This is a genomic window from Pseudomonas sp. NPDC008258 (assembly GCF_042956345.1).
Lineage (GTDB): Bacteria > Pseudomonadota > Gammaproteobacteria > Pseudomonadales > Pseudomonadaceae > Aquipseudomonas.
The window spans coordinates 70,767-95,791 of sequence record NZ_JBIBGE010000025.1; the positions used below are offsets into that span (position 1 = coordinate 70,767).

Genomic DNA, 25,025 nt, shown 5'->3' on the forward strand with positions numbered 1-25,025 from the left:
ATCACTGCGCCGGGGCCGTTGCCGGCGGCGCTTCGTTGGTCACCCGCAGAATCCCCCACAGCCCCGAAAGGTTGCCGTAGGCGGCGTAGTCGCGGAACAGGTAGTCACCCGCCACCGCGTTGGCACCGCCGGCACTTGGCAGCATGAAGCTGAAGTGCGCCGCGGGCAGCACGCTTTCCTGGGCCCCGATGTACATGGCCATCGGGTTGTAGCCGAAGCGCACCGAACCAATGCCAGGCAGGCTCATCGGGTAGCCATCCGCGTCGCTCTTCTCGGCCTGGTAGTTGTGCAGCGGCCACAGGTGCCCGTCCAGCTGGTAGGTGATGCCGCGGCTGCCACCGCTGGGCATCAATACATGGCTGCGCACTGGCTGGCCGGGCTTGGCATACAGCACCGGGGTTTGCGGGTCGCCGCCGACCAGGGCGTTGCTGTACGCCATGTGTGCGTTCGGCACATCGGCAAAGCCGAAGCCATCGGCATGGCCAAAGGGTGCATCCGGCGCCAGGCCAAAGCGCAGCCACAGCGGTTCGGTCTTGTAGTTCATGGCCATGTTGCCGTTGTCTTTCGGGTCCCCGGGCACGCCGTTGCCTTCGGTGGCGATGCCTTCGACCGGGCGCCCATCAGCCCAGCGCATGTTCATCGAGCGCTGCCACACCGTGACCAGGTCGCGGTAGTCGGGCTGGCCGGTGACCTTGACCGTGGCCTGGGCCCGGCTGGCGGTGTCCTCGGTCCAGGTCGCGGTTTGCGGCAGGATGCTCATGGCACCCACCAGGCCTTTCTGCGGCTGCTTGATGAAGTCCGACGGCGCCAGGTTCAGGCCACCGAACTCGATGGCAGTGGTGTTGATGTTGTCCACTGTGCGGCCCAGTTGCAGCACCGGTTTGCCCTCACGTTCCAGGTGCCCGGCGTAGTACTGGTACACCCGGCTTGGGTAGGCACCGCTGTTGCCCACCCGGGGTGGCACGGTTTGCACCGGGTTGGCGCCCACGTTGGCGCCGTCGGACTTGGTGATGTCGTAGGCCAGCAACTGGGCATGCAGGCCCACATGGCTGGACGGGCGCATCAGGTTGTTGTTGAAGGCGGTGGAACCTTCGCTGTCGAAGCGGTCACGCTTGACCACGTTCTGCATCACTGCAGTACTTGGCAGGTCTGGCATGACCTGTGGCAGGCGGTTTTCCAGGGTGATGCTGATGCAGTCCCCGGCGTTGGCGCGCAGCACCAGCGGCTCCACCGGTACACCGGCCTTGAGCTTGCCCGTGGTGGTGTCCAGGTCGGCCTTGCGTACATACAACACAGCGGTCGGGTCATGCAGTGGCGCGCTGTGGCCGCCCACGGTGAAGGTTGTGCCGTCTTCTTCGTCCACCACCGTGACCTGCGGGATGCTGGTCTTGCGGCTGTTGAACACCAGGGTGCCGCCATTGGCCTTCAGTGGCCCGCCAACATGCTGGCCCGCGCCGGCCGGGTCGTTGATGCTGACACCGTTGCGGTTCTCCAGGATGTCGTTGGCCAGCGCCGCGACAATCTCGTAGCTGCGCTTGACCGTGGTGCGGGTACCGATGCCGTTGGGGTTGGCCGTGGTTTTCGGGCAGATACCGTCGAAGTTCACGGTATTGCGCATGGCCACCGGCTGGGTGTTGTTCGGCAGCGGGAACAGGTCGGCGCGTTGTGCGGTGTAGTTGCGCATCACCCCCCAGATACCGTTCCAGTAGCCTTCCAGCGCCGCGTCCATGGAGTACAGGTAATCCCCATTGGTAGCGGCCGAACTGGAAATCATCGACACCGGTGCCATGAAGCCCATCTGCTCGGAAATACCGATCATCTGCGAGGCCCTCCAGCCCGAGTTGGAGCTGTTGCCGAAGCCCGAGCCGTTCTGCAGCCACTTCACACCGTGCAGGGTGACGTTGTGTTCCTCTTCGTGGCCACCGGCATGCAGGCGCAGGCGCACGTTGTCGCCAGAGTAGGTGCGCAGCATGGGCGTGAACGGGTCGCCCGGCTCGCTGCCGGCCTTGTTGATGTGCGGCGGGAACAGCGTGGTGCCACCGGTTGGGCCAACGGCCGAGGTGATCGCCGACGGCGCCATGTTCATGGCCGGGATCGCACGGTCGGTGCGGCTTTGCAGGGCATAGCTGAGGTCGCCGGCCAGGCCGTCCGCCTGCATGCCGCGCTTGCCATCGGGGCCGACCTTGTTCGGGTCGAACACGCGCAGGGCCAGCGGCTCGTTGCGGTAGTTGACGACAAACATGCCAGGGTCATCCACCGAAATCGCCTGCGGGCAAGGCCGGCTTGGGCAGCCAGGGGCCAGGCCACCGCGCGACTCGACTACCGATTCCAGCAGGTTGGATGCCTTCTGCCGTACCGGCGGGTTGATGGCGTAGCGGAAGCTGTCGGCCGTTGCCGGGTAGGACTGGCCATTGGGCACACCGTCCGGGCCTGCGCCCACGTACACACCGGCTTCATAGGCATGCTGGAAGTCGCTGTACTCCAGGAAGAACTCACGGTAGCTGTCGTTCTTGCCATCGCCATCGTGGTCGCCAGTCTTGATCACCGCTTGCCACGAAGTCGGCCCGCCGTCCTGGCGTGTAGCCGGGTTGTACAGCTGTTCGCCGGTTTCGGCATGGTACCAGGTGGAGCCGGCAGGTTCGGCCAGCACGGTGGCATACAGCCCGAGTTGCTGGTGGGTCGATGGGCCGAGGTGGTCGTGGGTAAAGATGGTGCCCAGGCCACGGTCGACGTTGTTCACGTTCACCAGCGGGTCGGCAAACCAGCGCTGCATGGCCGTGCGTGCGCCCAGCCAGTCCGCCCGGCCAAAGCGGCCGAAGTACGGGTGCTGCTTGGCTTTCGGGCAGGCGGCAGTGCCGTCGCGGCTGTCGCCTTCGGTGCAGCCGTTGTAGGCACGAATGGCATGCACGCGCTCCACCACGCTGCCGGGCGAGAGAATGCCGTCTTCGTAGTTCCAGCCGTTGGCCGAGCCGTCAGCGGCGGTCAGGTCCCACTTGGGCAGGTGAATGTGCTGGCCGATCACGTCGGTGGGGGTACGCACCTGGTAGTCGTCCATTTCGTAGTACGACGGGATCAGGTTGGTGTGGGTGTACATGGTGCAATCGAAGGTGTTCATGCGCATCACCAGCGGCTCTGGCGGGCGCTGCTTGGTGATCACCGGCCAGGCGTCTTCCCACAGCGCCAGAATGCGCGCCTGCGGGAAGTGGTAGCCGACCTTGTTGTACACCGCGTCAAACTGGATGTTGGCGCCTTTGTAGATACGCGGGCGGTCGGCGGTGAAGGTAGACGAACCCCGGAAGTTCATGCCGGTAAGGCTCTCGCCGCTCACGAACTCGCCCACCCCCGAGGTTTGCGTCAGGCGCTTGCCGCGGTCGTCCATGCAAGGTTCGTAGAATGGCGCGCCGGCAGTGGGCAACGCACCGTTGGTACGGAATGCCTTGGCCACCGGCTGGCTGCCAGGGATCAGGGCGTAGCTGGCGTGCTCGGCCTTGGCATGGAACTGCATGGCGGCCTGCTCGACATCGGTGCCTTCTTCAGGCAGGTAGATGGGTTTGGCCTTGTGCACCACCTTGGAGAAGTCCAGCTTGGTGGTGGTGGTCACCGCTTCGCCGCCGGCAGACACACCGTCCAGCGCATGCCGGCCCAGGCCGCCATCCCAGCCATCGACCTGGTTGGGGTCGAGGTTGGCCCACAAGGCCTTGCCGCTGGCTTTCAACTGCTGGGCCAGTGCCGGGTCGAGCATGTCCAGTGGCGGGGTTGGCGGGCGGTTACCCACACTGCTTTCCATGCCGCCGATCCAGAACGGGTAGCCTGGGTTTTTCAAGGTGCCATCGGCGTTGCGGTTGGCATCGGTACGGTCCACCAGCGCCAGCGAACCGACTGCCTTGCGCGCAGGGGCTTCGTTGGCGTGATCGTCGTCCTCTTCCTCGTCATCATCGTCATTGGCGGCAACGAGTTCTTCGGACAGTTTGGGTACCACCACCACCTTGCCCGGCATCGGCGCCATGGCCTTGCCAGGCAGCGGCACAATGGCGGGGATCGGCGTACCGGCAACAATCTCGCCATCAGGCAATGCCCGGGCGCCAACGGCCGGCTTGCCGCTGCGCAGGGCGAACGGCGTGCTGTGGAAGCCATTGGCGCCCTGCCCGCTCACTTCAAGCCGGGTGCCTTCCTCGAACACGTCATGTACCCGCCACATGGCCCACATGCCTTGGGCGAAGTGCGGGTAGAAGTGGCAGTGGTAAATGGCATCGCCCGCCACGCGGTTGCGGTTACCCGAACCGCCGTTGGCGATTTCGTAGGTGTAGCCGATACCCGGGCCGATGCCTTGGGCGTCGATGTAGTCGGAGTTGTCGTCGTTGGGGTTGAACAGCCACTGGTGACCATGCAGGTGGAAGATGTGCTGCTCATGGCCATTGTGGGTGTTGCGGAACTTGGTGAAGTCGCCAATGTAGCTGTGGTGCACGTTGGCGGGCTCTGCCGGGTACAGGGCCATGTTGGCCTTGACGCCCACAGCGCTGGCTGGCGGGGTTTCGCCTGGGCGAATGTTCTCCAGGCCGACGTTGGCTGGCACGTCCACGAGGGTGCCTATATCGCCCACGGTATGGGCACTGAGGAAGAACTCCTCGTAGGCGCACGACAGGCAGTCATGCATCGGCCCCACGCCCAGGCGGTTGGCGACCACTTCAGCGCCCATGCCGCCAGAGCCGTAGTTGATCATGAACGAATCGCGGGTCGGCTCCAGCACGTGGCCCATCACCGGGTCCGCCCAGTAACCTGGGAAGGCCTGGGTGGCAGCCACTTCATCGGCGAACTGCGAGGCGAAGTCGCGGAACGCCTCCAGGCGGTTGGGCAGTGCCGGGTTGCGTTTGTTGACGCTTTCCAGCGGGTAGGTCGAGCGCGGGAAGCTGCCGTCGGGGTTCGGCCCCATGACGATGGCGTCGGTTTCACTGTTGAGAATTTCATTGCCGTCGACCATGGCAATGATCGGCTTGCCGGCCTTGCCCTCGGTAACCCACGGTTCGGCCTGCGGGTAGCGGGCCTGGTAGTCGATCACCGGTTGGCCGGTGGCGGTGCGGCCGGTGGTGGCCAGGCGCATTTCTTCTTCGGTCAGGGTATTGCGGTAGGTTCGCCCACCTTTGGGGACAACCACCACCTGGCCGAACAGGCCGTTGGCAACGTTACCCGCCCCACCCTGGCCGCCAAAGGTGGCGCCTTGGCTGGTGGCCGCAAAGGCCCCCTCGCGCTCGGCGTACAAGGTGTAGCTGCGGGTGTTGCCCGGCGACACCAGGAAGTTGCCGTTGCGGCCGGTGTTGGCGGCGATGTCGCCAATGCTGTTGACCGCCTGCATGCCGTTCACCTGGAAGCCGACATGCCGGTCATTGACCTGCTCATCGGCAACGAAATCTTCACCCCCTTCGTTTTCGACCTCGGTTTCCGGGCCCTCCTCCTCGCCTTCGACCTCGTTTTCTTCGTGGTCGATACCGTGCTTGTTGGGGTTGGCCTGGTAGGCCAGCAGGTTGGTCAGGTTGACCGTGAGGCAGTCACCGGCAGCAACCCGCAGCACGATTGGCCGTGGGCGCTTGTCCGGGCGCAGGGTGACCTTGCCCGGCACAGCGGCCCCGCCCTTGCTGAGGGGGACTTGCTTGTCGTCCACCACGTCTTCACGCAGGGCGAACATCATGCCGTTGGCGTTTTGCGCGCCAAGGCGGTTGAACATCAATGGCTGGTCCAGCGCCACCACATTGGCGACCAAGGTGCGCTGGCACTGCACGGCCGCCTCGCTGGTCGTTTCCCAGCCGAGCAGGGCCAGAACGAGTGATGACAGAAGGGGGCCTTTGCGTGGCGTAGACATGCTGCACCTCCGGGACACGGGAACTCTGCGGAGGTATGGAGCAAGGTGTGTGCCAGGAGTAAATATTCTGTTTTTTCAGCTGGTTACGTAGGCAACCGAAACAGATTGGGGAGGATCACCCGGCGTTTTTCCCCGATTTGGGGGCAACGGGTTGCTTTACTTGAAGGTGACGCAGTCCATGTGGGAGCGGCCGTGGCCGCGAACACCGGCGAAGCCGGTGCCATACACCGCGTCGCCTGCTTCGCGGTGCAAGCCCGCTCCCACAGGGTGGAATTTCCTTTCAGATTCCCTTTAGCCAACCAACCCCCGTACGCAGAAATACAGAATCGAAGGCCCCATCAAGCACCCCAACCCGGTATGGAAGGTGGCCGTCAACGCGCCATACGGCACCAGCCGCCGATCCGTCGCCGCCAGCCCTGCTGTCACGCCCGATACCGTGCCCGCCAAGCCACCGAACACCATCGCCGAACGCGGGTTGTCCAGTGCCAGCAAGCGCGCCGACACCGGGGTGAACACCATCACCAGGATCGCCTTGATCAGCCCGGTGGCAATCGACAGGGCCATCACATCCGAACTGGCACCCAGCGCCGCCCCGGTCACCGGCCCGACGATATACGTCACCGCGCCCGCGCCAATGGTGGTCATGCTCACCGCATCGCGGTAGCCGAAGGCATAGGCCACCGCCGCGCCGACAATGAACGGCAACACCGTGCCCAGCAACAGCGCCACCGCGCCAATCATGCCGGCTTTGCGCGCTTCGGTGGCCTGCACCTCAAAGGCCGTGGCAACAATGGCGAAGTCCCGCAGCATGGCCCCACCCATCAAGCCGATGCCGGAGAACAGCGCCATGTCGGCCAGGCCTTTCTGCCCGCCCGTCACGGTGCCGCCTACCCAGGCCAGCACCAGGCCGATGACGATGGCGATGGCCGAGCCGTGCACCCGGCCGAACGTGAGGTATTTCGACAGCACAACCGACAACCACATGATGGCGCCCACCACTGCAAAGGCAGTGATCAGGCCGTTATGTTCCAGGGCATTGTCAATGATCGGCCACATGTTCAACGACCTCCTGCCGGGGCAACGTGCGTGCTGGTTTCGGGGGTGGGTTCAAGCGCAGGCAAAGGCTCGCCGCGATGGCTGCGGCTGATCAGGGCGATGGTCGCCCCGCACACCAACACCGCACCTACTGCCGCCAGCAGCGCTACTGGCCCGCCGTGCAGGGCGGTGACCACGTTTTGCTGGGCCGCCATGGCCACCACGACCGGGATGTACATCGCGCCCCAGAAGCCCACACCAAACTCGCACTCCTTGCTCATGCCGCCGTTGCGGTGCATGTACAGCCGTGCGCAGATCAGCAGGATCATGGCGATGCCAACCCCGCCCACATTGGATTTGACGCCCAGCAGCACGCCCAGGAAGTCGCCGACGATGACGCCGGCAAGCGTGCATACCGCCAGCAGTGCCACACCATAGATGATCATTGTTGTTGTCCTCAGGTAGTGTCGAAGTTGCTTGTTGTTGTTCTTGTAAACACACACTTGTGCAGGGTTTGCAGTCTTTGTGGGAGCGGGCGCGCCCGCGAAACAGGCACCTCGGTGTACGGCACGGGCTTCGCCCGTGATCGCGGGCATGCCCGCTCCCACAGGGACCGCGCCAGCCGGCTGCAATCATCGGGTCTGGGCCACCTCCTGGCGCAGCAGCGCATCCAGGGTGTCCCAACGGGTGCCTTCCACTGCCACCACCCTGCCCTGCTCGAACACGGGCCGGGCCAGCCCGCTGAGCACGCTGCCCGGCGGCATTTCCAGGTGCAGGCGCACGCCGCGCTCAAAGGCGTTGCGCAACGTAGCACGCCAATCCACTACCCGCGCCATGTTGCCAGCCAGGTCGTCACGCAGGCGCTGCGGGTCGAAGATCGGCCGCGCGCTACTGCCACTGAGGTAAGTGATACGGGGCCGTTGCAGCCCGACCGTGGCGAACGCACTGGCCAACTCCGCTGCCGGGCCATCGAGTAACCGGCAATGCGATGGCACACTGACCGCCAGCCGCCGCGCTACACCTCGGCCCAGGCTGCGCGCCCTGGCCGCGACCGCAGCCATCGCCACATCGCTACCAGCAATGACAATCTGGTTTTCACTGTTGAGGTTGGCGACATACACCTCACCACCCGCCTCGTTCAGCAAACGCTCGACACTGGCCAGGTCCAGCCCGCTGAGTGCGGTCATGCCATAGCCTTGCGGCCAGGCACGCTGCATCAGCTCGCCACGCAGGGCGACCAGGCGCACGGCATCGGCAAAGTCCAACGCACCCGCCACCACTGCAGCGGGATAAGCACCAATTGATAGCCCCGCTACATAATCCGGTGCAGGGCTGCGCTGCATCAGCCAGCGCGCCCAGGCCACGCCGCTCAGCAGCAGGCACAGCTGCACGGCGCGGGTAGATTGCAAGGCTTGCTGGCTGTCCAGCGTCAGCGCCGGTTGGCCGAGCACATCACTGGCCTCTTCCAGCAGTTGCCCGCAACCTTCAGGCAGGCAGTGCAGCATGCCCGCCTGCTGGGCCCCCTGGCCGGGGAAGGCGAACAGGCTGCTCATGCGGCGCCTTCCATCACCGCCCAAGGGGCGCTGACCAGCCGCGGACCATGGGGCGATTTGAGCAGTACGCGGCGGGCGTAACCAGCCCACTCGCGCAGGGCAACAGCACCCGCCGGGGTTTCCAGTTGCACATCGATACGGCACGGCGCGCAGTCGAGGATATCCAGCAGCTCTCGCGCCTGGGCGCGGGCCAGCGGTTGTGGTGCGCGCAACACCAGGTCAAGGTCACTGTCGGCATGGACCACTTCAATGCCGGTCGCAAGTTGATAGCCCACCCCGCCCGTCGGCCCCCAGGCCAGGCCGCTGGCCTGCAAAACCGGGGTGACCGAGGCCAGAGCCTGCAACGCGGGCCATGGGCTTTGTACCGCCACGCGCAGTGCTTCTGGGCTTTGTTGACGCTTGATATCAGCCAGGCGCATCAACGCGCCCAACCGTTGAGCCCGGCCCTGGCCACGCAGCCCTACCGCCACCCATCCGTCGTCACAAGCGGCACGCCGCACCACCACCGGCTGACCGCTTGCCACAACCGCCTGCGCCCACTGCGGCGCGTCCATGGGCAAGCCCGACACGGGCATCCCCCACAGCAGGTCGTGCGGCCTTGGCGCGTTCATCTCAAGCGCCCTGCCACTGGCGGCGCAACTGCTCACGTACCTGGCGCGAGGCACTGCGGTTCTCCCCCGCCAGCCGTGACGACAGGTCAGTCGAGTTGCCTATGTCGTGCACTGCCTCGGCCAGGCAAGCACGCACTTGCGCGATGTCGGCAGCGCTCGGGGCCTCGGCGCTTTCCACCGTCAGGCGGCGCCACAACAAGCCAAGCGAGGCATAGCTGTTGAGGTCGTAGGCCATGGGTGGAACCTCGGCAGCCAGCGCTTCCAGTTGCTCGACGCTGCGCAGGGTGATCCGCGCTGCTGCCGCTTTGCCCATGGCGTGCACCATTACCCCGGCATCGTCCAGGGCGATCAGGCGCTGGGCCTGGTAACCATGCGCCAGGAAGGCACCGGACATGGCCTTGCCGACCAGCAAGCCGATCACCGGGTGCCCGGCCAACCGCGCCTGGGCATACGCCTGCACGGCACCGGCCAATGCCTGGTGAATGCCCAACGCTTCCTCGCGACGACCATAGGCCTGGCTTGGCACGTCGATGACCGCGACAATCGCACGCTTCTGCCCATTGCGATCAGCCTCCACCGCCTCGCTCACGGCCTTTGCCAGCCCCCAACCTTCCAGCAGGCCGACCTCGCCCGAGCGGGCGCGGGGGAATGGGTTGTGCACATCAGGCACCACGGCGATGAAACGCGCCAGGCGGTTGTCCAGTTCGCCGTCAATCACCTGCAACGATGCGGGGTAGCCCGGCAAGGCTTGCCCGCCTGCCAGGCCCGGCAGCCAGTTCAAGGCACGGTTCATTTGGCTTCTCCTTGGTAAAGGTTACGCACGGCGGCAGCATCCAGTTGCGGGCAGTCAGCCCCCAGCCGGGCCAGGCGTTCGAGGTACCAGGCGTGCTGGCTGGCGCGCTCCGTCGAAGGCGTGTCGAGCAGTTGCACCAGGCGTTCGCGCAGGGCATCGATGTCGTCGGCCACATAGCCATCGACCAGCCCGCTGGCATGGCGCTGTTCGCCACCGCTCAGGCTCCAGATAAAGGGGCGGTCCTTGGCGTCGTACTCGGCAATACCCGCTTCCTGTTCGATCACTTGTGGCCCGTTGAGGCCCAGGCGCGCTTCACGGGTGACCAGCAAGTGGCTGCACAGCCCTGCGGCGATGGACATGCCACCAAAGCAACCGACCGAGCCTGCGATCAGGCCAACCACGGGTTGCAAGGTACGCAGTTCGACAATGGCTGCCTGGATCTCGGCAATCGCCGCCAGGCCCAGGTTGGCCTCCTGCAAACGCACCCCACCGGTTTCCAGCAGCAACACCGCACACGTGGGAATGCCGTTGCGGTTGTCTTCAATGGCCAGTTCCAGGGCGCCGGCGATCTTGGCACCGCCCACCTCGCCCATGCTGCCGCCCTGAAAACCGCCTTCAATGGCGGCGAGCACGGCGTTGCGCCCATTCAGCAGGCCCTTGGCGATCACCACGCCATCATCGGACTGGGGCACGATGCCCTGGCGCGGCAGCCACGGCGACATCAGCCGATCGAACGGGCCCAGCAGTTCACGGAAAGTACCCGGATCGAGCAAGGCACGCGCCCGTTGGCGGGCGCCCAGTTCGACAAAGCTGCGGCTGCGCAGCAAGCGTGCGGTGTCAGTCATGGGCTATCTCCTCGAAGCCTTGCTCAAGGCGCAGGCGTACCACGCCCGGGGTAGCGCCGAAGTCATGGATGTCGATGTTCACAGCCGGCCAGGCGCGGCCCTCGAACAGGCGCTGGAACAGCTGTGCCCAGCGCGCACCGCTGCCGTTGACCGAGGTCACCACCTGGATATGCAGGCTGCCGGCAGTACCGGGCTCGATCAGCACTTCCAGGTCGCCAGAGCTGACGCAGCCCACCAGCGTGCGGCCACGGCCCGGTTCGGTGGCGGGGAATTGAAAATTCAGGGTTTCCATGTCACAGGCTCCCGGCTTTGTCGAGGTACAGGCAGGCGGCCAGCAAGTCGGCGGCGCCGCCCGGTGAGGCGTTCAGGTGCAGCAGGTGCTGGTCCAGCTGGCGCAGTTGGCGGCGCCCGGCCAGGGTGGCGCTACCGCCTTCGGCCAGCACGGCCAGCGCACCTTGCTGCACGCTGGCCAGGCCGGCTGGGCCGCTGCGCCAGAGCACGCAGGTGTCGCTGAGCACGGCCATGATCGCCAACAGTGCATCGAGCCGGGCGTGCTGCTCGCTGGCACCGGCGGCACGGCTGCGTTGCAGTTGTGGCAAGCCGTGCCCGATGACGGCGGGGAAGCCTTGTTGCGCCTGTTCGCGGGCGCCGCTTGTGCCGTAGCGGCGGCGCACCTGCTGGCCGTGGCTGTCTTGCGGGGCCATGGCCGGGTCGTCCAGCACGGCGATGCGCCCGGCGCGGGCGGCCAGGGTGCTGGCGTCGGCCTGGGTCTCAAGGGCTGTGGCCGCTACCAGCAGGCCCAGTGCCCAGATTGCGCCGCGGTGGGTGTTTACCCCGCCCGTGGTGGCGAGCATGGCGGCTTCGCCTTCGCGGCCGAGTTGGCCGAGTGAGGCACGCAGGGGTTGGCTGATTTCGCCGAAGGTTTGCGCGGCTTCGGCCATTTGCCGCAGGCAGGGCCACAGTGACAGCGCCGAAGCGTGCATCAGGGACAGCGACATGTCGTGGTGGGCGCCGTTGCTGCGGCGGTCGACCAGGCCGGGTTTGGGGGACAGGTCGGCTTCGTCTATCAGGGCTTCTACGGCCAGGTCGGCCAAATGGTCTGGCAGTTGGATCTGGGTTGTCTGGGCTGGCCTCTTCGCGGGCATGCCCGCTCCCACAGGGATAGCACCCGTATCAAGTTCGGCAATGCCACTGTGGGAGCGGGCGTGCCCGCGAAGAAGCCGATGCGGTTGCAAGTCGAGTGCGCTCATCACCAGCTCCTGAACCGTGCAGGCGGGTTGTAGAGGCCGCCGGACCACTCGACCAGGTCAGCGATGCTGCGCGCTGCCAGCAGCTCGCGGCTGGCGTCAGTGCGGCGGATGCCGAGGTCTTCGGGCAAGGCGATCAGGCCCTGTTGGCGCATGCGCAGGGTGTCTTTCGGGTCATGGCGCAGGCCGATGGCGGTAACCCCGGCCACGGCGGCGATCATCTGCTGGCGTTCTTCCAGGCTGCGGGCCTTGTACAGGTAGGCAATGCCCTCTTCGGTCAACAGGTGGGTGACGTCGTCGCCGTAGATCATCACCGGCGCCAGCGGCATGCCCGCTTTTTTGGCCACTTGCACGGCATCGAGGGTTTCCACGAAAGTGGGCTTGCCGCCTTCCTGGTAGGTCTCGACCATTTGCACCACCAGCTTGCGCCCACGCTCCAGCAGGGTCTGCGGCACGGTCATGTCGAGCCAGGCCGGGGTTGCGTGGCGCCGGCCACGCGGGTCGTGGCCCATGTTCGGCGCACCGCCAAAGCCCGCCAGGCGGCCGCGGGTAACGGTGGAAGAATGGCCATCGCCATCCACTTGCAACGTGGCACCGATGAACAGGTCGACCGCATATTGCCCCGCCAGCTGGCACATCATGCGGTTGGAGCGCAGCGAGCCATCGCGCCCGGTAAAGAACACGTCCGGGCGCTGGGCGATGTAGTCCTCCATGCCCAACTCGGTGCCGAAGCAGTGCACGCTTTGCACCCAGCCGGTCTCGATGGCCGGGATCAGCGTGGGGTGCGGGTTCAGCGTCCAGTTGCGGCAGATCTTGCCTTTCAGGCCCAGGGACTCGCCGTAGGTGGGCAGGATCAGTTCGATGGCGGCGGTGTTGAAGCCAATGCCATGGTTCAGCGACTGCACCTGGTGTTTTTCGTAGATACCGCGAATGGCCATCATTGCCATCAGTACATGCACCGGCTTGATATGGCGCGGGTCGCGGGTGAACAACGGTTCTATGTAGAAGGGCTGGTCGGCGACCACCACGAAATCGACCCAGGACGCCGGAATGTCGACCCGTGGCAGGTCATCTACACGGTCCACCAGCTGGTTTACCTGGGCAATGACGATGCCGTCACTGAACGCCGCCGGCTCAACCAGTGCCGGGGTGTCTTCGGTACTGGGGCCGGTGTACAGGTTGCCGTCGCGGTCGGCCATGAAGCCGGCCACCAGGGTGACGTTGGGAATCAGGTCGACCAGCAGCCGGGAGTAAAGCTCGATGTAGGTGTGGATGGCCCCGACTTCGAGCAGGCCATCTTCCAGCAACTGGCCGATGCGCAGGCTCTGCGGGCCGGCAAAGGAAAAGTCGAGCTTGCGGGCAATGCCGCGCTCGAACAAATCCAGGTGCTCGGCGCGGCTGACGCTGGGCATGATCATGTGCAGGTCGTGCAAACGCCCGGGGTCGACCTTGGCCAACGAGCGCGAGAGGAAGTCGGCCTGCTTCTGGTTGTTGCCTTCCAGCACCACCCGGTCGCCGGGGGCCAGCAGCAGTTCGAGGGCTTCGACGATACGTTCGGTGGGCAGCACCACGCCGTCGGCGAGGTGACGGACCCGGTCGAGACGGCGCTGCTTTTCTGCGCGCCGTCGCGACCATTGCGGCGGTGGATTCTGAGTTATTGTCATGGTGGCTCCACAGGTTCGCTGTCGTGGAGGTCACCTTAGGGCTGCGCCGCGTGGCGGATCAATCAAGCTAGCGGCGCGTTCATTACGGTAAGGTTAATGAATGTGCCAGCCCACAGGCCGGCTCACGGCAAAAATGCACGATGCCCCTGCATAATTGTCAATTGTGCAAGGCAAATTCGCATGACAGGATCCTGCGATCCTCCAGCGAACTCCAGACTTCACTTGGAAAATCAATAACAAAGCAGGGAGAACGCAATGACTGCGCACGCTCAAGCCTCGGCGACCGAGCACGTACTGGCCGAGGTTCGCAACCAGGTCGGCCACCTGATACTCAACCGCCCCGCCGGCCTCAATGCACTGACCCTGGACATGGTCCGCAGCCTGCGCCAGCACCTCGACCAGTGGGCCGAAGACCCACACGTGCGCGCCGTGGTACTGCGCGGCGAGGGCCCCAAAGGCTTCTGTGCCGGGGGCGATATCCGCTCGCTGCACGACAGCTTCAAAGCCGGCGACACGCTGCATGAAACCTTCTTTGTCGAGGAATACGCCCTCGACCTGGTCATCCACCGCTACCGCAAACCGGTGCTGGTGCTGATGGACGGCTTTACCCTGGGGGGCGGCATGGGCCTGGCCCAGGGCTGCGACCTGCGTGTGGTCACCGAGCGCAGCCGGCTGGGCATGCCCGAGGTCGGCATTGGCTACTTCCCCGATGTTGGCGGCAGCTACTTCCTGTCGCGCATCCCCGGCGAGCTGGGCAGCTACCTCGGTGTCAGCGGCGCCCAGATCCAGGCGGCCGACGCGCTGTACTGCGGCCTGGCCGACTGGTACCTGGCCAGCGGCCAACTCGCCGCCCTTGACCAAGGCCTGGACCAACTGAGCTTTGGCGACAACCCGCTTAAAGACCTGCAGAACCTGCTGGCCAAGCTGGGCACGCAGGTGCTGGACGATGCGCCGCTGGAAAAACTGCGCCCGGTCATCGACCACTTCTTCGCCCTGCCAACCGTGCAAGCCATCGTCGAGCAGCTGCGTGCGGTGAGCATCGGCGACAGCCATGCCTGGGCCGTCGCCACTGCCGACCAGCTGGAAAGCCGCTCGCCCCTGGCCATGGCGGTTACGCTGGAGATGCTGCGCCGTGGCCGCCACCTGGGCCTGGAGGACTGCTTTGCCATGGAGCTGCACCTGGACCGCCAGTGGTTCCGGCACGGCGATATCATCGAAGGCGTGCGCGCCCTGATCATCGACAAGGACAAGCAGCCCCGCTGGAACCCGCCGACCCTGGCCGCGCTGCAGCAGCAGCGGGTTGACCAATTCTTCGAAGGCCTGTGAGCCCGGGAGTACACCGATGCAAGACCTGGAACTGAGCGAAGAACAGATCATGATCCGCGACATGGCCCGGGACTTTGCCCGTGGCGAAATCGCCCCGCATGCACAAGCCTGGGAAAAGGCCGGCTGGATTGATGATGGCGTAGTGCGCAAGATGGGCGAACTGGGCCTGCTGGGCATGGTGGTGCCTGAGGACTTCGGCGGCAGCTACACCGACTACGTCGCCTACGCCCTGGCCGTGGAAGAAATCGCTGCCGGCTGCGGCGCCACCGGGGCGATGATGAGCATCCACAACTCGGTAGGCTGCGGCCCGCTGCTGGCCTACGGTACTGCCGAGCAGCAACAGCAATGGCTGCCGCGCCTGGCCAGCGGCGAGGTGATCGGCTGCTTTTGCCTGACCGAGCCACAGGCCGGCTCCGAAGCGCACAACCTGCGCACCCGCGCCGAGCTGGTCGATGGCCAGTGGGTCATCAATGGTGCCAAACAGTTCGTCAGCAATGCCCGTCGCGCCGGCCTGGCCATCGTCTTCGCGGTGACCGACCCAGAGCTGGGCAAGAAGGGTTTGTCGGCGTTTCTCGTGCCCACCGACAACCCGGGGTTCAAGGTAGACCGCAGCGAACACAAGATGGGCATTCGCGCCTCCGATACCTGCGCAGTCACCTTCGATAACTGCCGCATCCCCGCTGCCAACATCCTGGGCGAGCGTGGCAAGGGCCTGGCCATTGCCCTGTCCAACCTTGAAGGTGGCCGTATCGGCATCGCCGCCCAGGCGCTGGGCATCGCCCGCGCTGCGTTCGAGGCGGCACTGGTGTACTCGCGTGACCGCGTGCAGTTCGGCAAGCCGATCAACGAGCACCAGAGCATCGCCAACCTGCTGGCCGACATGCAGGTGCAGGTGAACGCCGCACGCTTGCTGATCCTGCATGCCGCCCGCCTGCGCAGCGCCGGCAAGCCGTGCCTGTCGGAGGCGTCACAGGCCAAGCTGTTCGCCTCGGAAATGGCCGAGCGGGTGTGCTCGATGGCGATCCAGGTGCATGGCGGGTATGGCTACCTGGAGGATTACCCGGTGGAGCGCTACTACCGTGATGCGCGAATCACCCAGATTTACGAAGGGTCGAGCGAGATCCAGCGCATGCTGATTGCGCGGGAGTTGAAGCACTACCCGCTGTAGTAAGGCGGCCGCAGTCTGTGGGAGCAACTGTCTTGCTCAATTTCTAAAAGCTGGCGCGAATCCCTGTGGGAGCGGGCGTGCCCGCGAACACCGGCAAAGCCGGTGCCATCCACCGCGTTGCCTGCTTCGCGGCGGTTCGACGCCTCGACACGCCCGCTCCCACAGAGATTGTGCGAGCTTGAAGATTTTGAATAAGACAGTTGCTCCCACAACAACGCAGATCCGTCTTTCAGCGCCAATACCGCGGGTCATCCACCACCCTCGCATGCCCCTCGAACAACGCTGGCAGTTGCTCCTTCAGGTAGTCGATCCAGGTACGCACCTTGGCATCCAGGTAGTGCCGTGACGGATACATCGCATACAGCGCACTTTCGCGCAGGCGGTACGGTGCCAGCAGCCGGCACAAGCGCCCCTGTTCGATCGCCTGGCTGGCGGTGTAGAACGGCAGCAGGCCGATGCCCATGCCCAGCTCGCTGGCCACCAGCATGGCGTCGGCAACGTTGGTGGAGAAGCTGTCGTTCGGCGCGATCACACACTGGTCAACCCCTTGCGGGAATACCCAGTCACCTTCATACATCGGGTAGGCCATGCGCAGGCAGCGGTGGCTGTGCAAGTCTTCAGGCCGCTCGGGTACACCATGGGTTTCCAGGTAAGCGGGGGCCGCGCAGGGGATGCTGAAAATGTTGCCCAGCGGCACCGCGATCAGCTGCGAATCCGGCAGCGCACCGTCCACGGTGATCACTACGTCATGCCCTTCGGCCAGCGGGTCGGGGTTGCGCTGCGACAGGGTCAGTTCGATCACCACGTCCGGAAACAGCGCGTTATAGCCGGCCACCAGCGGCATCAGTAACAGCCCCAGCCCGTGCGGGCAATGCAAACGCAGGTGGCCACGCGGGGTCAGGTGCGCGCCACGGGCTTCGCCGACTGCCTCTTCGGTCAGCAGCATGATCTGCCGCGCCCGTTCGAGAAACCGCTCGCCTGCCTCGCTCATGCGCAGGCGCCGCGTGGTGCGGTGCAGCAGGCGTGTCTGGAGCTGGTTTTCCAGTTCCGCGACTATGCGCGAAACCTGCGCCGCGGAGATGTCCAGGGCATTGGCGGCTGCAGCGAAGCTGCCACATTCCACCACACGGGCAAAGGTACGCATGGCATGCAGCATGTCCATGAAGGTGTGCTCCTTGTTCAGTCTTATTCTTGCGTTACAGGCAGGAATCTATCACGGACTAGCCCATTTATTGTGAATGACCAATGAATACATCATGAGTCATACATTGAAGAAAAGGAGCCTGCCATGAAACGTTCGATCGCTGTCATTGCCGTTGCCGCTGCCCTCGCCTCGTTCGGCGCCTTTGCCGATGCAGGTAACAGCCAACCGGTCAGCAGCAGCGCCAACTATGAGTACGGCATGCCGCTGGATGTGGCCAAAGTGATCTCGATCACCCCGGCCAGCAACGCCGCCGATTGCCAGGTGGGCACCGCGCACATGGTGTATGTGGACCACCAGGGCCAGAAACGCGAAGTAGACTACCGCGAAATGGGCAACTGCTCGCAGCAGTGAGTCACGCCAGCACCTGGGTGATCCATGCCACCTGCTGGTTGAAGGCGTCAATCTTCACCTGAGGCACCGCATCGCGGGCACGTTCGAAGTTGGCCAGGGTTTGCTGCTTCTGCTTCAGCATGCGCCGCCACTTCACCAGAAACGCCTCGCTTTTTTCCTGCATCAGCACCGGGCCGAAGTACAGCTGTTCAGCGGTGTACGCTGCCCCGCCCGGCTCGGCGACGATGATTTCGTAGTCGAAGCGGTTTTCCCGCAGCAGTTCTTCGCTGACGATCTGGTAGCCATTACCCGCCAGCCAATGGCGCAGCTCGCACTCAGCGCCATTGGGCTGCAGCACCAGGCGCGTAACACCAGGCAAGCGCTGCTTGCCGGCCTCCAGGATCTCGCACATGGTTTCGCCACCCATGCCGCAGATGCTGACCACCGAGATACGGTCTTGCGGCTCGACCGCAGCCAGGCCATCGGCCAGGCGCACGGTGATGTCGGCCTCCAGGCCGTTCCTCACCACCGTGCGCTGAGCCGAAGCGAACGGCGTCTGCGCCACCTCGCCTGCCACCCCGGCCTCGATCACGCCACGCAGCATCAACGCCACTGGCAGAAAGCCATGGTCCGAGCCGATGTCAGCCAGGCGCGCGCCCTGCGGCACATGTGCAGCCACGCGCTCCAGGCGTCTGGACAAAGTCTGTTCGTTCAAAGTGTGCCCCCGGCTTTGCAATGGGGCGCGATTCTGACGGCGAACGCCGCGCATTTCAAACACCGGGGCGCCCTCGACCCGCCCGCCCTGCTCGCGTAGGCTTGCCGCTTTCCTTCCGTTGCAAGGCAAAACACACCATGGCACAAGCAGACATCATCTACACCCCCGACCCGGACGCCGAGTCGATTTCGTCCGACGTCGCCGAGTACAACGGCGTGCTGGTTACCACGCAGATCCCGACCCACGCCGATGGCAGCCTGGAACTGGGCGATATCGTCGCGCAAAGCGAATGCACCCTGCAGGCACTGAAAGTGGCGCTGGAAAAGGCCGGCAGCGGCATGGACCGCGTGCTGCACCTGACCATCTACCTGACCGACATGGCCGACCGCGCCGCGTTCAACGAGGTGTACCAGCGCTTCTTCAGCAAGCCTTGGCCGGTGCGGGCGGCCGTGGGTGTGGCCTCCCTGGCGTTCGAAGGCATGCGCGTCGAAGTGACGGCGATGGCTGCCAAGCGCTGATTGACCTGCCAAGGCCTCATCGCCGGCAAGCCAGCTCCCACAGGTACAGCGCAGGCCTTGAAAGCTGCGCTGTACCTGTGGGAGCTGGCTTGCCGGCGATGAGGCCCGTCCAGGCAATACACCTCCCGGCACCCCGATGATGCCGCCAGCCCGTTTCACCGCTACAATGCCCGCCTAAACCGTGACAGCCCGAAAATATAACGACATGTCCCTTCCAAAGAATCACCTGGAACTGCTCAGCCCTGCCCGTGACGTGGCCATCGCCCGTGAAGCGATCCTGCACGGCGCTGACGCCATCTACATCGGCGGCCCAAGCTTTGGCGCACGCCATAACGCCTGCAACGAAGTCAGCGATATCGCCGAACTGGTCGAGTTCGCCCGTCACTATCACGCACGCGTGTTCACCACCATCAACACCATCCTGCACGACAACGAGCTGGAGCCTGCGCGCAAGCTGATCCATCAGCTGTACGACGCCGGTGTCGACGCGCTGATCGTGCAGGACCTGGGGGTGATGGAGCTGGATATCCCGCCGATCGAGCTGCACGCCAGCACCCAGACCGATATCCGTACCCTGGAGCGGGCCAAGTTCCTTGACCAGGCCGGCTTCTCGCAACTGGTACTGGCCCGTGAGCTGAACCTGCAGCAAATCCGCGCCATCGCCAGCGAAACCGACGCTGCCATCGAGTTCTTCATCCACGGTGCGCTGTGCGTGGCCTTCTCCGGCCAGTGCAACATCTCCCACGCGCAAACCGGCCGCAGCGCCAACCGGGGCGATTGCTCGCAGGCCTGCCGCCTGCCCTACACCCTGAAAGATGACCAGGGCCGCGTGGTCGCGTTCGAGAAGCACCTGCTGTCGATGAAGGACAACAACCAGACCGCCAACCTGGCCGACCTGGTCGATGCCGGCGTGCGCTCGTTCAAGATCGAGGGCCGCTACAAGGACATGGGCTACGTGAAGAACATCACCGCCCACTACCGCAAAGAGCTCGACGCCATCCTCGAAGGCCGCCCGGCCTATGCCCGTGCATCCAGCGGCCGTACCGAGCACTTCTTCCTGCCCGACCCGGACAAAACCTTCCACCGCGGCAGCACCGACTACTTCGTTACCGACCGCAAGGTCGATATCGGTGCCTTCGACTCGCCAACCTTCACCGGCCTGCCCGTGGGCGTGGTGGAAAAGGTCGGCAAGCGTGACATGCAGGTGGTTACCGATGTCCCGCTGACCAACGGCGACGGCCTCAATGTACTGGTCAAGCGTGAAGTGGTGGGCTTCCGCGCCAACATCGCCGAACCGCGTGGCGAGTTCGAGGAAGATGGCAACAAGCGCTACCGCTACCGCGTCGAGCCCAACGAAATGCCCGAGGGCCTGCACAAACTGCGGCCCAACCACCCGCTGTCGCGTAACCTCGACCACAACTGGCAGCAGGCCTTGCAACGCACCTCGTCCGAGCGCCGGGTTGGCGTGGAGTGGCATGCCGTGCTGCGCGAACAGCGCCTGATGCTGACGCTGAGCAGTGAAGAAGGCGTATGCGTGCAGGTGGCCCTGGATGGCCCGTTCGGCGCAGCCAACAAGCCGCAGCAGGCACTGGACCAGTTGCACGACCTGCTCGGCCAGCTGGGCACCACGATGTACCACGCCGACAGCATCCAGCTGGATGCCCCGCAGGCGTACTTCATCCCCAACTCGCAGCTCAAGGCGCTGCGCCGTGAAGCCATCGAGGCGCTGACCGAGGCGCGTATCAAGGCGCACCCGCGTGGCGGGCGCAAGGCCGAGACCACGCCGCCGCCCGTGTACCCCGAGTCGCACCTGTCGTTCCTGGCCAACGTGTACAACCAGAAGGCCCGCGATTTCTACCACCGTCATGGCGTGCAACTGATCGACGCGGCCTACGAGGCCCATGAAGAGCACGGCGAAGTGCCGGTGATGATCACCAAGCACTGCCTGCGCTTCTCCTTCAACCTGTGCCCCAAGCAGGCCAAGGGCGTAACCGGCGTGCGCACCAAGGTGGCACCGATGCAGCTGATTCAGGGTGACGAAGTGCTGACCCTGAAATTCGACTGCAAACCCTGCGAAATGCATGTGGTAGGTAAGATGAAGAGCCATATCATCGACCTGCCGACCCCAGGCAGCGCGGTGGCCCAGGTTGTGGGGCATATCAGCCCGGAAGACCTGCTGAAGACCATTCCGCGGGGGATGCATTGATCGTTAGCCTGTAAGGGCCCTTTCGCGGGCTCGCCCGCTCCCACAGGGAATATCCACAGCCTCCATGGCTGTGCAGCACCTGTGGGAGCGGGCATGCCCGCGAAGAGGCCATTCAAGACACAAAAAAGTCTCAAATGAGACTTCGGCACTTGATCACCCTCTCAGTTCCTGCACAATAATTGCCATGCGATTCACGCGAGGCATGCCGATGCACCCCACTTCCCACGACGAACGCCTGCTCAAGGCCCTGGCCCACGCCATCGTGGTCCACCCCCGCGCCACCCTCAAGGAGCTGGCCGAAACCGCTGGCGTCAGCAAAGCCACCCTGCACCGTTTCTGCGGCACCCGCGACAGCCTGGTCGCCATGCTCGAGAACCATGGCGAGCAGGTGCTCAACCAGGTAATCGACAATGCCGCCCTGGATACGGCCGAGCCCCTGGCCGCAGTGCGCCACCTGATTGCCGAGCACCTCAAGCACCGCGAGATGCTGGTGTTCCTGATGTTCCAGTACCGCCCCGACACCTTGCTGGGCGACAGCGAAGACCGCCGCTGGCTGGCCTACACCCAGGCGATGGATGCGTTCTTCCTTCGGGCGCAGCAGATGGGTGTGTTACGTATCGATATCAGCGCTGCCGTATTCACCGAAATGTTCATCACCCAGATCTACGGCATGGTCGACGCCGAGCGGCGCGGCCGCGCGGCCAGTGCCAATTCGGCGCTGGCGCTGGAGCAACTGTTCTTGCAAGGCGCACAGGCCCGGCCAGGGTCCTGACAAAAAAAGGCCCCTGGGCACGGGTCCCAGGGGCCGAAACGGCTGGATCATCCAACCAAAGGAGCTTGGGCCTGCGGCGCCGGTTTGCGCTTGAGCAGCGACAGCACCCAGACAAAGCAGATTGGCACGAACACCACACCCAGCAGGGTGGCACTAAGCATGCCGCCGATTACCCCGGTACCAATCGCCCGCTGGCTGGCGGCACCGGCACCGCTGGCGACAGCCAGCGGCACCACGCCAAGAATGAAGGCCATCGAGGTCATCACAATGGGCCGGAAGCGCAGGCGCGCAGCCTCGATGGCGGCGTCACGCAGGCTGTAGCCCTTCTCCCACAGTTCCTTGGCGAACTCGACGATCAGGATGGCGTTCTTCGCTGCCAGGCCGATGATGGTGATCAGGCCAACTTTGAAATACACATCGTTGGGCATGCCGGTAACCATCACCGCCAGCACCGCCCCCAGCGCACCGATCGGTACGATGAGCATCACCGTCAGCGGGATCGCCCAGCTTTCGTACAGCGCCACCAGCAGCAGGAACACCACCACAATGGCCAGGGCGAACAGGCTGCTGGCCTGGCCGCTGGAGACCTTTTCCTGGTAGGACAGGCCAGTCCAGGCATAGCCGATACCCGGCGGCAACTCGCTGACCAGCCGCTCCATTTCGGCCATGGCTTGGCCGGTGCTGTAGCCCGGTGCGGCATCCCCGGAAATGCGGATTGACGGGTAGCCGTTGTAACGCACGATCTGCACCGGCCCCTCTTCCCAACGGGTGGTGACAAAGCTGCTGAACGGCACTTGCTGGCCATCGGCATTCGGGGCGTACAGGCGCAATACGCTTTCTGGCGTCATCCGCTCGCCCTGTTCGGCCTGCACCACCACCCGCTGTTGCCGGCCGGCGTTGGTGAAATCATTGATGACTGCCGAGCCAAACGCTGTGGCCAAGGTGCCGTTGATGGTCTCGAAGGCCACACCCAGGGCGCGGGCCTTTTCCCGGTCGATATCGACGCGCAGTTGCGGCGCCTCGGCCAGGCCTTCCATCATTGCGTACAAGATGACCGGGTTGCCGTTGGCCTCGCCAAGGATCTTGTCACGGGCCGCCAGCAACGCTTCACGGCCCAGGCCGCCACGGTCGAGCAGGCGCAGGGCAAAACCACCGGCGTTGCCCAGGCCATCGATCGGTGGCGGGTTGACCGCCATGATCGTGCCATCGCCGTAACCGGCAAACTGCGCATTGATCGCCTGGGTTTCGGCATCCACCGATTGCCCGGCGCCACGGACCGACCAGTCTTTGTAGGTAGGGAACGCCAGCGCGGCGTTCTCGCCCATGCCCGAGAAGCTGAAGCCGCTGACCATGAACGCCGATGCCAGTGCTTCACGCGACATCAGGAACTGCTCCAGGGCCTGCCCGGTCGCGTCGGTGCGCACACGGCTGGCCCCCGGCGGCAACTGCACGTCGACAATCGCGTAGCCTTGGTCTTCAACCGGCACGAAGGATTCCGGCAAACGCAGGTAGAAGTAGCCGAGCATCGCCAGGATGCCGACGTATACCAGCATGTAGCGGCCGGCACGCCGAACCAGGGTTGTGTTCATTACCGAATAGCGCTCGGTCAGCCGGGCGAAGCCACGGTTGAAGGCGCCGAAGAAACCGCGCTTCTCATGGTGCCCGGGGGCCACCGGCTTGAGCAGCGTAGCGCACAGGGCCGGGGTGAAGGTGAGCGCCAGAAAGCCCGAGAACAGGATCGACACCGCCAACGACAGCGAGAACTGCTGGTAGATCACCCCCACCGAGCCAGACATGAACGCCAGCGGCATGAACACCGCCGACAGCACCAGGGTGATGCCGATGATCGCACCCGACACCTGGCCCATGGCTTTGACGGTGGCATCGACTGGCGACAGCCCCTCCTCGGCCATGATCCGTTCGACGTTCTCCACCACCACGATGGCGTCGTCCACCAGAATGCCGATGGCCAGCACCATGCCGAACATGGTCATCATGTTCACCGAGAAGCCCAGCAGCTTCATCACCATCAACGTACCCAGCAGGCACACGGGCACCACGATGGACGGGATCAAGGTGTAGCGGATGTTCTGCAGGAACAGGAACATCACCAGAAACACCAGGACCATGGCTTCGAGCAGGGTGTGAATGACCTTTTCAATGGCCACGTCGACAAAGCGCGAGGTGTCATACGGCACCGAGTATTCGACCCCCTCGGGGAAGAACGCGCTCAGCTCGGCCAGGCGATCCTTGACCAGCTCGGCGGTTTTCAACGCATTGGCGCCCGGCGCCAGCTGCACCGCGCCGGCCACGGCGGGCTTGCCGTTCAGGCGCGAAGCAAAGTTGTAGCTTTCCATGCCCACTTCCAGGCGGGCGACGTCGGCCAGGCGCACCAACGAACCGTCCGGGTTGGCACGCAGCACCACACGGCCAAACGCCTGTGGGTCGTCCAGGGTGCCTTGCACGGCCAGGGTGGCGGTCAGCTCCTGCTGGCTACTGCCCGGCGCGCTGCCGAAGCTGCCGGCAGGCACCTGCACGTTCTGCCCGCGAATGGCGTTGCTCACGTCATCGATCGACAGCCCGTAGCCCACCAGCTTCTGCGGGTCGACCCAGACGCGCATGGCCGCTTCCGACGAGAAAAACTGCAACTTGCCCACGCCCGGTACCCGGCGCAGTTCGTTGTTGATGTTGCGCGCCGCGTAGTCGCCCAACGCCGTGGTATCGGCGTTGCCAGCGCCTTCCTTGTAACTGAGGGCGTAGATCAGCAAGAAGCCGGCGCTGGTCTGCTCAACCTGGATACCCTGGGTGATCACCGCCTGCGGCATGCGTGCCTCGGCCTTTTTAAGGCGGTTTTGCACATCGACCTGGGCCAGCTCCGGGTCGGTCCCCGGCTCGAAGGTGACCACCACTTCGGCCATGCCGTTGGAGTTGTTGGTGGACTCGAAGTACAGCAGGTTCTTGGCGCCGTTGAGCGACTCCTCGATGATGCTGGTGACCGAGTCCACCAGTACCTTGGCCGAAGCGCCCGGGTAGGTGGCGGTGATAGTGATCTGGGGTGGCGCCACGTTGGGGTACTGGGCCACCGGCAGGGTGGGGATTACCAGCAGCCCGGCCAGGGAAATGAACAGCGCCACGACCCAGGCAAAATTCGGCCGTTTGATGAAGAACTTGGACATTGCGTTAC

19 protein-coding genes are annotated in these 25,025 nt (G+C 64.7%); 6 read left to right on the forward strand and 13 right to left on the reverse strand.

Going from position 1 to position 25,025, the window contains the following annotated elements:
• Position 1 precedes the first annotated feature (1 nt).
• The 10 genes from mnxG to mdcA all read right to left on the reverse strand — a co-directional run bounded on the left by mnxG (position 2) and on the right by mdcA (position 13,602).
• Positions 2–5,854, reverse strand: coding sequence for a manganese-oxidizing multicopper oxidase MnxG (gene mnxG, locus ACFY9W_RS19980; RefSeq protein ID WP_391133549.1), 5,853 nt, complete (start codon positions 5,852–5,854; stop codon positions 2–4).
• A 291-nt stretch (positions 5,855–6,145) separates the two neighbouring features.
• On the reverse strand, positions 6,146–6,910 hold the full coding sequence (gene madM / locus ACFY9W_RS19985; RefSeq protein WP_105947567.1) for a malonate transporter subunit MadM: 765 nt from the start codon (positions 6,908–6,910) through the stop codon (positions 6,146–6,148).
• A gap of 2 nt (positions 6,911–6,912) precedes the next feature.
• Entirely contained in the window at positions 6,913–7,335 is a 423-nt protein-coding gene (madL, locus tag ACFY9W_RS19990; RefSeq protein ID WP_391133554.1) for a malonate transporter subunit MadL, read from the reverse strand.
• Positions 7,336–7,521: 186 nt separating this feature from the next.
• The gene (mdcH, locus tag ACFY9W_RS19995) at positions 7,522–8,442 is read right to left on the reverse strand and encodes a malonate decarboxylase subunit epsilon (RefSeq protein WP_391133557.1); all 921 of its coding nucleotides are present in this window, start codon (positions 8,440–8,442) and stop codon (positions 7,522–7,524) included.
• Entirely contained in the window at positions 8,439–9,053 is a 615-nt protein-coding gene (locus ACFY9W_RS20000) for a malonate decarboxylase holo-ACP synthase (RefSeq protein WP_391133560.1), read from the reverse strand. The genes mdcH and ACFY9W_RS20000 overlap by 4 nt, the downstream gene beginning before the upstream one ends.
• A 1-nt stretch (position 9,054) precedes the next feature.
• Positions 9,055–9,846 carry a biotin-independent malonate decarboxylase subunit gamma gene (gene mdcE, locus ACFY9W_RS20005; RefSeq protein ID WP_391133563.1) on the reverse strand — a complete coding sequence of 264 codons (792 nt, stop codon included), beginning with the start codon at positions 9,844–9,846 and terminating at the stop codon, positions 9,055–9,057.
• Positions 9,843–10,691, reverse strand: a complete 849-nt coding sequence (locus tag ACFY9W_RS20010) for a biotin-independent malonate decarboxylase subunit beta (protein WP_391133566.1) — start codon at positions 10,689–10,691, stop codon at positions 9,843–9,845. The genes mdcE and ACFY9W_RS20010 overlap by 4 nt, the downstream gene beginning before the upstream one ends.
• Positions 10,684–10,983: a malonate decarboxylase subunit delta gene (locus tag ACFY9W_RS20015; protein WP_391133569.1), complete on the reverse strand. Its 300-nt coding sequence runs from the start codon at positions 10,981–10,983 to the stop codon at positions 10,684–10,686. The genes ACFY9W_RS20010 and ACFY9W_RS20015 overlap by 8 nt, the downstream gene beginning before the upstream one ends.
• 1 nt (position 10,984) lies before the next feature.
• Entirely contained in the window at positions 10,985–11,836 is an 852-nt protein-coding gene (locus ACFY9W_RS20020) for a triphosphoribosyl-dephospho-CoA synthase (RefSeq protein ID WP_391133572.1), read from the reverse strand.
• A 104-nt stretch (positions 11,837–11,940) separates the two neighbouring features.
• Positions 11,941–13,602, reverse strand: a complete 1,662-nt coding sequence (gene mdcA / locus ACFY9W_RS20025) for a malonate decarboxylase subunit alpha (protein WP_391133575.1) — start codon at positions 13,600–13,602, stop codon at positions 11,941–11,943.
• 255 nt (positions 13,603–13,857) lie between these two features.
• Here mdcA and ACFY9W_RS20030 point away from each other — a divergent pair, with 255 nt between their 5' ends.
• Together ACFY9W_RS20030 and ACFY9W_RS20035 are read left to right on the forward strand one after the other, a co-directional pair.
• Positions 13,858–14,928: a 3-hydroxyisobutyryl-CoA hydrolase gene (locus tag ACFY9W_RS20030; protein ID WP_391133578.1), complete on the forward strand. Its 1,071-nt coding sequence runs from the start codon at positions 13,858–13,860 to the stop codon at positions 14,926–14,928.
• 16 nt (positions 14,929–14,944) lie between these two features.
• Complete coding sequence (locus ACFY9W_RS20035) at positions 14,945–16,096, forward strand: acyl-CoA dehydrogenase family protein (RefSeq protein WP_056801144.1); 1,152 nt, start codon at positions 14,945–14,947, stop codon at positions 16,094–16,096.
• Between the two features lie 229 nt (positions 16,097–16,325).
• Here ACFY9W_RS20035 and ACFY9W_RS20040 read toward each other — a convergent pair whose 3' ends face one another.
• Positions 16,326–17,258: a LysR substrate-binding domain-containing protein gene (locus ACFY9W_RS20040; protein WP_391133581.1), complete on the reverse strand. Its 933-nt coding sequence runs from the start codon at positions 17,256–17,258 to the stop codon at positions 16,326–16,328.
• A gap of 126 nt (positions 17,259–17,384) precedes the next feature.
• On the opposite strand from ACFY9W_RS20040, the gene ACFY9W_RS20045 reads away from it, so the two are divergent.
• On the forward strand, positions 17,385–17,651 hold the full coding sequence (locus ACFY9W_RS20045) for a DUF2790 domain-containing protein (protein ID WP_391133584.1): 267 nt from the start codon (positions 17,385–17,387) through the stop codon (positions 17,649–17,651).
• 1 nt (position 17,652) lies between these two features.
• Here ACFY9W_RS20045 and ACFY9W_RS20050 read toward each other — a convergent pair whose 3' ends face one another.
• Positions 17,653–18,345, reverse strand: coding sequence for a tRNA (adenine(22)-N(1))-methyltransferase TrmK (locus ACFY9W_RS20050; protein ID WP_391133587.1), 693 nt, complete (start codon positions 18,343–18,345; stop codon positions 17,653–17,655).
• 137 nt (positions 18,346–18,482) lie between these two features.
• Here ACFY9W_RS20050 and ACFY9W_RS20055 point away from each other — a divergent pair, with 137 nt between their 5' ends.
• From ACFY9W_RS20055 to ACFY9W_RS20065, 3 genes are all read left to right on the forward strand, one after another.
• The gene (locus ACFY9W_RS20055) at positions 18,483–18,863 is read left to right on the forward strand and encodes a Rid family hydrolase (protein ID WP_391133590.1); all 381 of its coding nucleotides are present in this window, start codon (positions 18,483–18,485) and stop codon (positions 18,861–18,863) included.
• Positions 18,864–19,068: 205 nt separating this feature from the next.
• Positions 19,069–21,069, forward strand: coding sequence for a DUF3656 domain-containing protein (locus tag ACFY9W_RS20060; RefSeq protein WP_391133594.1), 2,001 nt, complete (start codon positions 19,069–19,071; stop codon positions 21,067–21,069).
• A gap of 208 nt (positions 21,070–21,277) precedes the next feature.
• The gene (locus tag ACFY9W_RS20065) at positions 21,278–21,841 is read left to right on the forward strand and encodes a TetR/AcrR family transcriptional regulator (protein WP_391133596.1); all 564 of its coding nucleotides are present in this window, start codon (positions 21,278–21,280) and stop codon (positions 21,839–21,841) included.
• 47 nt (positions 21,842–21,888) lie between these two features.
• Here the strand turns inward: ACFY9W_RS20065 and ACFY9W_RS20070 are convergent, their stop codons facing one another.
• A complete protein-coding gene (locus tag ACFY9W_RS20070; RefSeq protein ID WP_391133599.1) occupies positions 21,889–25,017 on the reverse strand; it encodes a multidrug efflux RND transporter permease subunit in 3,129 nt (1,042 codons plus the stop codon).
• Positions 25,018–25,025: the final 8 nt, after the last annotated feature.